Origin of the sequence: Chryseobacterium lathyri (genome assembly GCF_030812195.1) — a bacterium.
Lineage (GTDB): Bacteria > Bacteroidota > Bacteroidia > Flavobacteriales > Weeksellaceae > Chryseobacterium > Chryseobacterium lathyri_A.
In genome coordinates, this window is record NZ_JAUSSF010000003.1 from 374,517 (window position 1) to 387,985 (window position 13,469).

The following is a 13,469-nucleotide window of genomic DNA, read 5'->3' on the forward strand; positions in this document are numbered from 1 at the left end:
AATATAGGGCAGAAAAAATCTGATTCTTGCGGAATTTTAGTTGTTGTTATAAATATGGTTATAAGCAAGCATTTTGTAATATAACTTAGCTGCAAGGAAAGCTGTTGGCTTAGCCATCGGAGAATCCATTAATTCTACAATATCGAAAGCTACCACATTACATTTTTCAAATACTTTTCTCAACAATTCCAAAGTTGGGTACCACTGAAGTCCACCTGGTTCCGGAGTTCCTGTAGAAGGAGCAATTGACGGATCAAAAGCATCAAGGTCGATGGTGATATATACGTTTCCTGAAACTTTTTCTAAAACATCATTGATCCAGTTATCGTTATTCGCAATTTCATGGGCAAAAAACACTCTTCCTTCCGGCAGATACTGGGCTTCTTCCACGTCCATAGAACGGATTCCCACCTGAACCAGATTATGCTTCTGATTGGCTTCAAAAACTGCACATGCATGGTTAGAAGTAGAACCGTGAAATTCCGGGCGTAAATCTGTATGGGCATCCAGCTGAAGAACGGTAAGGTTTTCAAACTTTTCTCCTACCGCACGGATAGAACCGATAGAAACCGAGTGCTCACCACCGAAAAGGGTAAATACTTTTCCTTCGTTATTCAAAAGCTCTTTGGTTTTTTGGTAAACGGCTTCTGTCATGGTTTCAGGCGTAGAATTTTCAGAAATTTCTCCAGCCAGATATACTCCGTCAAGATAAGGTTCAGTTCCTGTTTCAATGTCGTAAAGCTCCATGTTTTCGGAAGCATCAAGGAATAATTCAGGGCCTTTGTCAGCTCCTTTTCCCCATGTTGAAGTCCCATCATAAGGAACGGTTACCAGCATTACTTTAGAGTTCTCTAACGTTGCATTTTCTTCAGGAATTCCTGCGTATGTTCTCATGTTTTATTTAAAAAATTAAATGATATAAAGATTAATTTAGCAAAGATAAGAAGAATTTTTCTCTAGATTTTACTCTCTGGTAATTGTTTTATTAGAAACTGAATTGTCTGAAAATATTATTTGTAGTATATAGCCTCCCTTAGAAAGGTCTCTTAAATCAATTTTATTATTTTCCCACTTAAACTCAAGCAATTTTTTTCCGGAAAAATCAACAAGATTTACATTTTTTATTTTCTTTTTTGAATGTACATTAATAAAATCTTTTGTTGGATTCGGATAGATAAGTATATTATCATTATCCTTCTGTATTTCTGAAGTGCTTAACACCCCAGGGGTAGTAAAAAATACGCCGTAGCAATTATTAAATTGTTCAGTTTGATAATTATATCCGGATGCACTATAAAAATAATTTGTATCAGGCTCTAAAGAACTGGTTAATTGATAATTAGTTACATACCCAACATCCAGATTATCTAAAACATCACTTGTACTATTTGAACCAATATATTTTCCTAAACTCAATCTAAATCCCCCTGTTGGAGCAACAAAATCTTTAGTCCCCCAGCTTAATTTTGGGGTAAGTGATGATACTACGTTACCATTTGGTGAATGAAAAGCAAGTGGTGCACATGGTATTTGAGTCTTAAAACTTTTTGTAGCACATCCAAAAGATTCACCAGACGCATTGTATGTTTTAACAGTGAAATAATATTGAGTATTAAATAAAAGTGGAGCTGAAGGATGAAATGTAGTTACATTACCTACATCAACATTGTTTAAAATATCGTTACCTTGTGGTGTTGTACCTACAGTTATTTTATAACCTGCAGCATCTGAAACAGGATCCCATTTAAATCCATTGATTGTTGAAGCAATATTACCACTAGGTAGTAAATTTTCTGGACAAAGTAATTTATCAGTTATAAAATCAGAAGTTAATGTACAAGAAGCATTTCCAAAGGAGTTATACGGAGTGATTGTTACAAAATATTGTATGGAATGTTGTAAGGTAGATATAAAATGATGGGTCGTATTTCCGATATCTAAATTGTTTATGACATCAGTCCCTCCTGGAGTAGTTCCTAAACTAATATAATATCCTGTTGCACCTTTTGCTGGATACCATTGAATATCTGTTTTTAATGGATTTTTAGGATTAGTAAAATATACCTGTGTATTCAAGCATGATGGAATTCCTGTAGGGATTTGCTCAAGCTTAATATCATCAATACCAACCGTCTGATATGGATATGCAGGATTATTTGCTACAACAGTATTTTTTACCATGAATCTAAATTTAAATGTAGACCCCGTAGGAATATTACCTGCTGGTATTGTTCCTGAAACTAAAGTACAAGGTATGGCTGCCCCTGCGATTGGTACTAAAAATGTTATGGGACTTCCCAAATCAGTCCAGCTAGTTCCTCCATCTAAAGAGTAACTTGTAGTAATATTACCTCCTGAACTATAATTGGCCATTGATTCAACAAAATATTTAAATGAATATTTTAATTCAGCACCATTAGAATGATTTGTTGTGTATATTAAAGTAGTAGTTTGCCCTCCAAAAGTATTAAGAAAACTTTTATAGGCCCTTGTCCCCGTACAAGATGTAGAACCAATACGTAAAGGTGTCCATCCATATATGGATATAGCATCTCCTAGTAAACCTGGTCGTTCAAAATCTTCAAATATTGTAATCTGAGCTGAACAAAAAGCATGACACATTAGTATACAAGTAAATAGCATTTTTTTCATAGTTGTAAGTTTTTTTATTTTTCATATGCTATAAATTTAATTATTTTTCCATAGAAATGTATATTTATTGATTATAAAAATACAATATTATTAAATAGAACTATTTGTTAGTATCTTTGTTTAAATTTTAATTTTATGTCCTTAAAAGCTGTTCTTTTCGATATGGACGGGGTTATTGTAGATACGGAACCACTGCACAGAAAAGCTTATTTTGCCACCTTTGACGAACTGGAAATTGCCGTTTCCGAAGACCTGTACACCTCTTTTACAGGAGCCTCCACAAAAAGAGTCTGTGAGACACTGATCCAGAAATACAATTTAGCCCATACCCACGAAACCATTGCCGGTATTAAAAGATCATACTTCAAAGATTATTTTGATAATGACGAAGAATTTGATCTGATTCCGGGAGTAAGGGAGCTAATCAAGCATTACCATGAGAATGGTATCAAACTTATCCTTGCCTCTTCGGCTACAATGACGACCATCAATATGGTTTTTGAAAAATTCGGGCTTGAACAATATTTCAGCGGGAAAATAAGCGGCGCCGCGCTAAAGGAATCCAAACCTCATCCTGAGGTATTTCTTCTTGCAGCACAGATGGCAGAAGAATCAGCAGGGAACTGCATGGTGATTGAAGATTCGACTAACGGAATCCTTGCCGCCAACAGGGCGAAAATTTTCTGCGCTGCCTACAGAAGCCCGCATTCAAAAAATCAGGATTATACTCTAGCGGATATCGTAGTTACAGATTATGAAGAACTGGAGCTGGATAAGCTTACAAAATATTTTTAAAGGAAAAAGCTCTCAAATTTTGAGAGCTTTATTTTTTATGTTTTTCTAGGGAAGTGTAGATTCTTAATAAAAGCCTTAATGATTTAAAATTGAAACATTAATAATTAAGTTGTTAAGATTATTAAGATGAGATTGCTTCGTCACTTCCGTTCCTCGCAATGACTAGTAACCCAAAATTTTCAGAATATCTTCAGGTTCCTGTTTTTCACGGAAAATTTCATACTGAAGCTCACCGTTTTCATCTTTCTGGATCAGAACATGTCTTGGCTGAGGCATCAAACAGTGGTGAACACCGCCATATCCTCCAATTGTTTCCTGATACGCTCCTGTATGGAAAAACCCTATGTACAGAGGTTTTGTATCACTGAAAACAGGCAGGTAAATTGCGTTCGTATGCTGTTCAGAATTGTAATAATCATCCGAATCACAGGTTAATCCTCCCAGGAATACTCTTTCATAAGTATCTTCCCATCTGTTTAATGGAAGCATGATAAAGTGTCTTGAAATAGCCCATGTATCCGGAAGTGTGGTCATGAATGAAGAATCTATCATATTCCACTTCTCTCTGTCGTTCTGGCGTTTCTGAGAGATAATTTTATAGAGGTTTGCTCCGCTTTCCCCTACTGTAAAGCTTCCGAATTCCGTATAAATATTAGGTTCTTCCACGCCTTCCTCTTCACAGAACTTTTTGATCTGAGAAACGATTTCCTCTACCATATACTGATAGTCGTACTCGAAGTTTAAAGAAGTTTTGATCGGGAAACCGCCACCAATATTCAAGGAATCAACTTCCGGGGCAATCTTCTTCAAACGTGCATATACACGAAGGCATTTATATAATTCGTTCCAGTAATAAGCAGTGTCCTTGATCCCTGTATTAATGAAGAAGTGAAGCATTTTCAGCCTTGCATTCGGATGCTCGGCAATTTTCTGGCTGTAATAAGGAATAATATCCCTATATCCGATCCCCAGTCTTGAGGTATAAAATTCGAATTTCGGCTCTTCTTCTGAAGCAATTCTGATCCCGATGTCGAAAGTGGTATCAATACTTTCAGTAAGCTTATCCAGCTCACGGTAGTTATCCAGGATCGGGGTAATATTTTCAAAGCCACTGTTGATCATTTCTGAAATTTTCACCAGATAATCATCAGTTTTGAATCCATTACAAATGACTTCAATATTTTTATCTACTTTTCCCTTCTCATAAAGAGATTTTACAATGTCCATATCATATGCTGAAGAAGTTTCGATAGAGATATCGTTCTTAAGAGCTTCTTCAAGCACAAAATTGAAATGACTGGATTTTGTACAGTAGCAGTAGGTATAATTCTTTTTATATTCGGCTTTCTCAAAAGCTTCCCTGAACCAGCTTTTCGCCTTCTGGATGTTTTGAGAAATTCTTGGCAGGTAGCTAATTTTTAGCGGGGTGCCAAATTTTTCAACGACTTCCATTAAAGGAACATCGTGAAATAACAAATTGTTCTCAGAAACATTAAATTCTTCCGTAGGAAAATATAATGTCTGATCAATAAGTTCCGAGTACTTTATTTTCATTTCTTGACAAGTGAATTACGAAATGCAAAATTGCTAAAAAAGTTTGATTTTTAAGCGTTAAATTTATTATAAATTTCAAAACAGGATCAGGCAAAAACCGAAACAGATTATTAATTTGTAAACTTCTTAATATATTCTTCTCTCTTATCCGTTGAAATTCCCAATACCTTTTGAATATAAGTGTCGGTGGAGCCATATTTCTTATTGATTTCATCAAAAGCTGCATCGAGATAAGCGATTTCCACCCAACTCAGCTTTTCAAGAACCTTTACATCCATTTTGGGATATAGAAAATGTAAGTTGTCAGCCAGACTTAGCCTTTTCATGACTAATTTTTTCCTGTAATTATTGGATAAGAGATAATCATTGTAAATTGTTTCCTTATCAAACTTTAGAATAGCCAGAATTAAAGCAGTTATTATTCCTGTCCTGTCTTTCCCTGCGGTACAGTGATAGAGGACCGGCTGTTCGGATTCCAGAATTTCAGTGATGATTTTTCTGATCACTTCCGGATTTTCTGTTACATATTCTCTGTAGAAATCAATCATTCTTTTATCAGCATCGGAACTGTTAACCTTTCCTTTCAGAACCAGTTTTCTGGCCTGAGTCAACTGGTCTCCTTCATCTGCAAAGGCTGAATATTTTTTATAAATGATGCCATCGGGAAGTTGGTCCGGTTTATCAGAAATTTCTTTTGAATTCCTAAGATCAATGACTTCTTTTATTCCCAGGCTTTGAATTTCTTTGAATGATCTTTTCTTCAGTTTGTGAAGATGACCGCTTCTGTAAAGTTTTCCTGCTTTTAAAGTTCTGCCTTCAGTATTTTTAATGTCCCCGACCGTCCTGAAATTGTATACTTTTTTAACTTCAATAAGATGATCCGTTTCATTTTTACCATATTCGGGCCGGGCAAAATTCTGTGTTTTACAGGATAAAACACAAAATATCACCATGAACAGGATTGATATTTTTATGAATGATTTCAATACATTCCGGGGTTTTCTATTTCATTAACTCCTACAAAAAACAGAAGGTCACCAGATTGATACTGAATGGTAACCTCATCTTCAACCGCAAAATTTCTTGTCCCTATTCTTGAAGTGATGTTTAGCTTTCCATTGGTCAATGGCCAGTTTAATCCTGTTGTTGTTATATTTTCAACTGAAGGAAAAGGATACAATGAGATCATTCTATTCTTAACCCCTCTCATTTTAAAATTTTTCGGGACAAAATAATATTCAGAAAAATCATCATAAAACTTTATTTTCAACTGGTCTTTAAATGCATAAGCGACGGTAAGGTTTCCTAAAAAATGGTCCTGCTCGCCACCGCTTCCTCCAAAGACATCTACAGAAATGCATCCTCTTTCTAAAACAATTTCCAAAGCTTTATGAAAATCTGTTTTATCCTGATCCAGGGTAAGGATAAATTTTTCTTGATAAACGTCCTCGTCTGCCCCTGAATGGGAATCGAAATCACCGGAAATAAAGTCCAACTTCCCTAAGGGAAAACCTAACTGCTTTAAATAATGAAATGCACCGTCTGTACAGGCAATTAAGCCATACTGATCCGGATCTGGAAAGTTTTTCGGATGGTCTCCGTTAATGAAAAGTAATGCTTTATCTTTCATTCGGATTCCAATATTCTTCCGGTTCGTTATTGATTTTTGAAATATATCTTGCCAGAACAAAAAGATAATCAGAAAGTCTGTTCAGATACTTGATCAGCTCAGGACGTACTTCTTCAGATTCATTCAGGAAAACCAGAGAACGTTCTGCTCTTCTGCAGATGGTTCTTGCAGCATGTAAAAATGTTGCCGATTTTCCGCCACCGGGAAGAATAAAGTATTGCAGAGGCTCCAGCTTTTCTTCAAAAGCATCCATCCACTGTTCCAGCTCTTCAATTTCAGTGTCTGAAATGATTAATGGCAGACGTGATTTTCCATTGGCCAACATTAATTTATCAACCGGCGTCGCAGCTTCCGAACCAACAGTAAAGAGATCAAACTGAATTTTTTTCAACTGCTTCAAAACTTCTTCATCCTCAATATGACTTTTGGAAATACCAATGAATGAATTAAGCTCGTCTATATTTCCGTAGCTGTCCACTCTTGCACTGGCTTTGGAAACTCTTGTGCCGCCATATAAAGCGGTCTGTCCTTTATCTCCTGTTTTCGTATAAATTTTCATAGCACTAAATTACTTTATTTTGTACAATGTAAAAAGCAAAATGTATTCATGATCCTGGAACATGGAAATGCAATATTCCCGCAGAGATAAATATGAATGTAGGTTTGGCTAAAGCCGGATTAATGGTGAATAATCGTTTAAATGGGCTTTAGCCCATTCCTATTGAATATATTCGGTGTAATAAAAATGACCGGACAAATCCGGTCACTTACAAATTATTTATTTACCTCTACATATTGTATGATGGTCTGGTTTTTGGGGTTATAGATTATTGTACTGTTGTGGGGAAACCTTTTCAGCTTATAATATTCTATATTCTTATCATTTTTAATATCTTCTAAGAAACTGGTGTCAAAAGTATTCTCGGGAAGAAATTTTGAAACAAAACTTATTTTGTCGATGATGCTTTGGCCGTCTATTTTACGGGCTGTTTTATCTGATTTGTTTTCATCGGAAGAAGGCTGCTTTTCCAGAAAAGGAAGCAGTATTGTGATATCTGATTTATATTTGAAAATATAGCCTTCGGAACCGTTAGGAAATTTAAATTTCTTTCCGGTGTCCTCTGAAACTATATGTTTTCCTCCATCAGGAAATACCTGGTTGAACTTTATATCCTGAGAATTCGTTAAAGAATTAATTGATTCACTGACTGTTTTCTTCACTGTTTCTTCAACCGCCTGCTGGGTTTTCTGCTGTACCGCTTCAGTAGTCTTCTGAACGGTCTGGTCTATCTTTTCTTCAATTTTATTACATGATATTAATAAAAGAGCGGGAATAACAGGCAAAATATACTTCTTCATTTTAAAATTCTAATAAGGATCCAATTCTTTTTTATCCATACACTTCCCTTCTAACGGAAAACAGCTACAGATATTTCAGTAAAGAAATAAAATATTTTTTAATATCAAAAATCCTACTGACAAACTGTTGTCATAACTCTGCCATACCTTTGTATCAACAATAACAAACTAAACAATACAATTATGACAACTACAGCAACAGCCACAAAACAATTCATGACTTCTGACCAATTATTAGAGCACTGGCAGGGACACAGAAATCTGACAAGAAGAGTAATAGAAGCTTTTCCTGAGAAAGAATTATTTGAATTTTCTGTAGGAGGAATGAGACCTTTCGCAAAACTGGCGACAGAACTGATCAGCATCGGAGGGCCTGCTTTGAAAGGAATTGTTGGTAAAAACATGGAAGCTTACAATGAGGAAGGATTCAATCCGAAAACAAAAGAAGATCTTCTGAAAAAATGGGATGAAGAAACGGATGTTATTAACCAGTACTTCGGCCAGATTACAGAAGAACGTTTCCAGGAAACTTTTAATCTATTCGGTCAGTATGAATTTCCGGTGTACCAGAATATTCTTTACTTCGTAGATAATGAAATTCACCACAGAGGCCAGGGATATGTCTATCTGAGAGCTTTAGGAATTGAGCCCCCTTTTTTTTGGGAGAGATTCTAGGATCATTAATGCCTTTGCTTAGACTGAAAATGATGATTCAACTCAGACAAAAAGAGGAAACTTCAGAATCACAAAACAAATCATACAGATTCTCCATTCATTAAATATAGACACTACAGATTTTGTTGTTTTTGATTTTTTGTCTTTTAGTTTAAGTAAAAGTTTTTCCTTATTCAGATGATATAAATTTCTAAAAATCCGGCTTCACGAATGTGAAGCCGGATTTTATATTCTCTATTCCATTTTTTTTGAAATATCCGAAGCCAGATTTCTGAGCTTTATTTTTAAAGATTCCGGCTCCAAAATGGTCGCATAATCTGCAAATGTAATCAGCCACCTGGGAAAACCTTCGTTTATCCATTCCGTATCAAAGATCATTTCAATTCCATGTTCTGTTTCCGTTTCTTCGATAAATCCATAATATCTTCTGGAATTAACGATATGTCCTATTATTTTTTTCTCAACTAAAAGTCTTACTCTGGTTTTTTCCCCTTTCGAATACCTTCTGTAATCATTGATCTGTCCGTATTCCTGTGAAAAGGGATTTTGGGTTTTGAGAATCTGCAGAATCCTGTCGACACGGAACTGTCTGAAATCTTTTCTCATGGTACAGAAGGCCATAATATACCAGTAATTGAACTCAAAGAAAATACCGACCGCTTCAATAGTTCTTTTCGTTATCCGGGAATCAACTGTTTTGTATTCAATGAACAGCTGTGTTTTATCTGCAATACTTTCCAGAATGGTAGGTATCACATTTTTGATCGTGTCATCTGCCTGTGGATGATGATTATAAACATCAATCTGCTTTTCAATATTCAGGATCAGGTTTTTATCTGAATTCCGAAGCACAGAGCGAACTTTTTCCATGGCCATCTGGTAATGATTCCCAAGGCTTTGGTGAGAAAATTTCTGCATCAGTTTTTCCGCGGTGATAAAACTCAATACCTCTTCTTTTGTAAACATGATGGGCGGAAGCTTATAGCCATCCATCAGGGAATAGCCGTTTCCTGCCTCTCCTATAATAGGAATCCCGGCATTTTCCAACGTTTTGACATCCCGGTAGATCGTGCGGATACTGACATCAAATTTTGCTGCAAGGTCCTGTGCCCTTACGGTCGGTTTTGACTGTAATTGTGTCAGAATAGCCGTTACTCTGTCGAGTTTTTTAAGATAATGGTCGTTCATATTGATACAGCAAATCTATCAATCTTTTTTGGTCCGGAAAATATAAATCAGGATTCTCTCTCGGATTAAGCAGGTCCATAATGCATAAAAATCTGTGAAATCAGTATGATCTGCGGGAAAAAAGATCAATTATCCTTAAAAGAATTCACCAGTTTATCCAGATTCAAACTTCTGGCAGATGCATCAAAGATCTCCCGGTAAGTTCCGTTAAGCTGAACCAGCTCGTCATGAGCTCCACTTTCCACTACCCTTCCTTTTTTCATCACATAAATGGTATCCGCGTCCAGAATCTGTGACAGTGAATGGGAAATAATGACCACAGTACGGCCTTCTTTGATGGCATCCAGTGAGTTTTTTATCTGCTCGGTGGCAATAGCGTCCAGACTGGCAGTAGGTTCATCCAGGAAAATAATAGGTGGATCTTTCAGGAATAGCCTCGCAATGGCAATTCTCTGCTGCTGACCACCGGAAAGCTGGGTTGCATCGTGATTGTAACCATCAGGAAGATCAAGGATCTGATCATGAAGATATGCTTTTTTTGAAGCTTCCTGAATTTCATCAAAACTGGCATTCATATCGCCATACCGGATATTGTCTTCAATGCTTCCTTGAAAAATATGGTTTTTCTGCAATACCAGGCCAAGCTCGTCCCTCAGAAAGGTATTATCATAATTATTTAGATCCACTCCGTCCAATAAAATCTCTCCGGAATTCGGAAGGTAAAACTTACAGAGAAGATTGATCACTGTTGATTTTCCAGCTCCACTCAATCCTACTAATGCTGTTGTTTTCCCATTCTCTATCTTCATGGAAACATTGTGCAGGGCTTTTGTTCCGTTGGGATAGCTGAAATCTACATTTTTCAGTTCAAAATTACCTTTGATCTCCTTTTCTATAAAACTTCCGTTCGGTTCTTTTTCATCTTCTGCATTAAGGATTTCAAAATAACCTTCAGCGTAGATCATAGCATCATTCATATCGTCATAAATCCTGTGCAGCTGGCGTATAGGCGCTGATATATTATTGAACAGCATAATATGAAGCATAATAGCCCCAATAGTCATCTGCTGATCCAGCACCAGATAAACGGTCAGAAGAATAATTAAAACCACTCCGAACTGTTCAATAAAGGTTTTTAAACCGTCATAAATAAAGTTGGTTTTTCTGGTGAACATCTGGCTTTCCATCAGCTCCATCTGCAGATCATACTGCTTTTTGCCTTCAAATTTTTCCCGGACAAAGCTTTTGATCACCATAATAGAGTTGATCAGGTTCAAAAGTCCTGACGTTTTTCTCTCCCTTTGGTTTCTGAGCTGACGGCGCACTCCCCCAAGCTTTTTTGCCTGTAATGAGCTTATATAAAAATAGATTGGAATAATGATCGTAGAAACCATCCCTACATACACATTCTGCATATACATAATGATCAGGGCAATAATAGCATTGGAAAAAAGTGGCAGTATATCGATGAAAAAATTCTGTACCAGCCTTGTTAAACTTTCGATTCCACGGTCTATCCTGATCTGCAGTTTTCCGGATTCATGATTCTCATCATTGAAATACGCCACCCGGTACATCAGTATTTTATCAATGGCAGACTGTGCCAGAACAGAGCTTACATTGATCCTTATTTTTTCGCCGTAAAATTTCTGTCCGAAGTTGATAAAAATATTAAGCAGTTCTTTTCCCAGTAAAATAATGGAGATCACTACCAGGATGTGAATCCCTTCAGACATCGGATGCGGAAGATGGGTAAGCTTTGTCACCTCATCTACCGTATATTTTAATACAATAGGATTGACCTGCGCTGCCAGAGCTCCTAAAAAAGTAAGAAAGAGCGTCCCGTAAATCATTAAACGGTAAGGCTTTATAAATGGAACGAGCTGTTTGTAGATCCCGAATAAAGTAACTGTTCTGTTAAAGGGTTTTGCCATAGAATTATTTTAACTAAAAAACGTACCGTTTCCGAAAGAAAAGGTACGTTTTATTCTATTTTTCAGCAAATACTTTTACAATATATCCAGTTTTTATCCTTCGTAGAAATAGGTTGTAAGATAATGCAGCTCTGGCTTGCTGGCCGCTTTGGATTCAGCCTGTGCCTGTTCCAGAGGATATTGTGAAGTCAGTTCTTTCTTTTGGAAAACGAATGAATTATTAGCATTTTTATCTACTACATCATTGAAAATATGTTCAATCTCAGAATTGGCAAGGGATGCAAAGCTGATATCTTCAAAGCCATACATCAGTCTCAGATCATCATATTGTCCAAAGTTTTCATCTACAAATCCCTGCAGCTGGGTTTTTGAATCAAAGTTACCTGCCCAGATATTGTAAATGTACTTTTTCTTTTTCGGTTTGTCTAAAATACTCTGATACACAAAGTTTTCCCCAAGATAAGCTTCTCTTACCTGCGGATCGTTGGCAAGATCTTCCGGAAGTCCTTCTTTCAGGATTTTCCCTTCAAACATGATGTATGTTTTGTTGGTGATGGCTAAAGTCTGCTGTACATTGTGGTCCGTGATCAGGATTCCGATATTTTTATCTACCAGGCTTCTTACAATTTTCTGGATATCTTCTACTGCAATCGGGTCTACTCCGGCAAAGGGCTCATCAAGAAGAATAAAGTTCGGGCTTGTGGCAAGGCAACGTGCAATCTCTGTTCTACGTCTTTCCCCCCCCGAAAGAAGGTCACCTCTGTTTTTACGTACGTGCTGCAGTGAAAACTCTTCTATCAGCTCATCACATTTAATCTGCTGCTCACGTCTTGAAAGCTTGGTAAGCTGCAGGACACCCATAATATTTTCTTCTACGGACAGCTTTCTAAAAACTGAAGCTTCCTGTGCCAGATAACCGATGCCCTTTTGAGCACGGCGATACATAGCATCGGTGGTAATCTCCTGTTTATCCAGGAAAATTTTTCCTGAAGTAGGCTTAACCAGTCCTACGATCATGTAAAACGAAGTGGTTTTTCCTGCTCCGTTGGGACCAAGCAAACCAACAATTTCTCCCTGTTGAACCTGTACAGAAACGCCTTTTACTACTTTTTTAGGACCGTATTCTTTGATTAAGTTTTCTCCTCGTAAAATCATAGGAGCAAAGATAAAGTTTTTTTGAATTCAAATTTTAGATTATGAAATGTACCTGCAGTTTTTTAAGCGGCAGACTTTTTTTGTATTTTTTTAGATAGGTTCTGATAAAGATTCAACTTCGTCCAGTATAAACGTGCTACAGAAAGTCATTATTTAAACTGCTATCCTGTAACTCTTAGGGATTTTATTCGACATATTGAAAAATCATTTTACTCATCACAAAGAAATTAACAATGGAAAATTACGGTTATACAAAAACAGAAGGCACCCAAAATCAGCAGAATAATGTTCCTTACCGTTCGGAAAAGAAAATTCCTGCAGCAATATTAGGAATTCTTGTAGGCTGGCTGGCTTTAAATAAATTCTATCTTGGCTATACGAAAGAAGGTGTGATTCAGCTTGTCCTTAATATTGTCACTTTAGGAGCAGCTTCTATCATTCCTTTTATTGAAGGGATTTTATACCTGTTCATGAGCGATAAGCAGTTTGATGACACTTATGTTTACGGAAGAAAAGGTTGGTTGTAA

At 36.6% G+C, this 13,469-nt stretch carries 12 protein-coding genes and 1 pseudogene; 3 read left to right on the forward strand and 10 right to left on the reverse strand.

Annotated elements, in window-relative coordinates; translation table 11 throughout:
* Nucleotides 1-36: 36 nt before the first annotated feature.
* Both speB and J2T03_RS16870 read right to left on the reverse strand, forming a co-directional pair.
* On the reverse strand, nt 37-894 hold the full coding sequence (gene speB, locus J2T03_RS16865; RefSeq protein ID WP_307212860.1) for an agmatinase: 858 nt from the start codon (nt 892-894) through the stop codon (nt 37-39).
* Nucleotides 895-963: 69 nt separating this feature from the next.
* Complete coding sequence (locus tag J2T03_RS16870; protein WP_307212861.1) at nt 964-2,652, reverse strand: T9SS type A sorting domain-containing protein; 1,689 nt, start codon at nt 2,650-2,652, stop codon at nt 964-966.
* A 135-nt stretch (nt 2,653-2,787) separates the two neighbouring features.
* Between J2T03_RS16870 and J2T03_RS16875 the strand changes: the two genes are divergently transcribed.
* On the forward strand, nt 2,788-3,447 hold the full coding sequence (locus J2T03_RS16875; protein WP_307212864.1) for an HAD family hydrolase: 660 nt from the start codon (nt 2,788-2,790) through the stop codon (nt 3,445-3,447).
* Between the two features lie 162 nt (nt 3,448-3,609).
* Here J2T03_RS16875 and J2T03_RS16880 read toward each other — a convergent pair whose 3' ends face one another.
* The 5 genes from J2T03_RS16880 to J2T03_RS16900 all read right to left on the reverse strand — a co-directional run bounded on the left by J2T03_RS16880 (nt 3,610) and on the right by J2T03_RS16900 (nt 7,990).
* Nucleotides 3,610-5,001: a decarboxylase gene (locus tag J2T03_RS16880; RefSeq protein WP_034704591.1), complete on the reverse strand. Its 1,392-nt coding sequence runs from the start codon at nt 4,999-5,001 to the stop codon at nt 3,610-3,612.
* Nucleotides 5,002-5,111: 110 nt separating this feature from the next.
* Nucleotides 5,112-5,954 carry a tyrosine-protein phosphatase gene (locus J2T03_RS16885; protein WP_307212866.1) on the reverse strand — a complete coding sequence of 281 codons (843 nt, stop codon included), beginning with the start codon at nt 5,952-5,954 and terminating at the stop codon, nt 5,112-5,114.
* A 29-nt stretch (nt 5,955-5,983) separates the two neighbouring features.
* A complete protein-coding gene (locus tag J2T03_RS16890) occupies nt 5,984-6,631 on the reverse strand; it encodes a thiamine diphosphokinase (protein WP_307212868.1) in 648 nt (215 codons plus the stop codon).
* On the reverse strand, nt 6,621-7,190 hold the full coding sequence (locus tag J2T03_RS16895) for a cob(I)yrinic acid a,c-diamide adenosyltransferase (RefSeq protein WP_116010911.1): 570 nt from the start codon (nt 7,188-7,190) through the stop codon (nt 6,621-6,623). The genes J2T03_RS16890 and J2T03_RS16895 overlap by 11 nt, the downstream gene beginning before the upstream one ends.
* Nucleotides 7,191-7,405: 215 nt before the next feature.
* Complete coding sequence (locus tag J2T03_RS16900; RefSeq protein WP_307212870.1) at nt 7,406-7,990, reverse strand: hypothetical protein; 585 nt, start codon at nt 7,988-7,990, stop codon at nt 7,406-7,408.
* A 183-nt stretch (nt 7,991-8,173) separates the two neighbouring features.
* Between J2T03_RS16900 and J2T03_RS16905 the strand changes: the two genes are divergently transcribed.
* A complete protein-coding gene (locus tag J2T03_RS16905) occupies nt 8,174-8,665 on the forward strand; it encodes a DinB family protein (RefSeq protein WP_306843423.1) in 492 nt (163 codons plus the stop codon).
* Between the two features lie 234 nt (nt 8,666-8,899).
* Here J2T03_RS16905 and J2T03_RS16910 read toward each other — a convergent pair whose 3' ends face one another.
* The 3 genes and pseudogenes from J2T03_RS16910 to lptB form a co-directional block, all read right to left on the reverse strand.
* The gene (locus J2T03_RS16910) at nt 8,900-9,853 is read right to left on the reverse strand and encodes a helix-turn-helix transcriptional regulator (RefSeq protein ID WP_307212873.1); all 954 of its coding nucleotides are present in this window, start codon (nt 9,851-9,853) and stop codon (nt 8,900-8,902) included.
* A gap of 125 nt (nt 9,854-9,978) precedes the next feature.
* Nucleotides 9,979-11,706 (reverse strand): ABC transporter ATP-binding protein, encoded by a 1,728-nt coding sequence (locus J2T03_RS16915; RefSeq protein WP_307221113.1) that lies wholly within the window; start codon nt 11,704-11,706, stop codon nt 9,979-9,981.
* Between the two features lie 510 nt (nt 11,707-12,216).
* Nucleotides 12,217-12,942: pseudogene (gene lptB / locus J2T03_RS16920) on the reverse strand (LPS export ABC transporter ATP-binding protein); the annotation flags it as partial.
* 233 nt (nt 12,943-13,175) lie between these two features.
* On the opposite strand from lptB, the gene J2T03_RS16925 reads away from it, so the two are divergent.
* Nucleotides 13,176-13,469 carry a TM2 domain-containing protein gene (locus J2T03_RS16925; RefSeq protein ID WP_306843421.1) on the forward strand — a complete coding sequence of 98 codons (294 nt, stop codon included), beginning with the start codon at nt 13,176-13,178 and terminating at the stop codon, nt 13,467-13,469.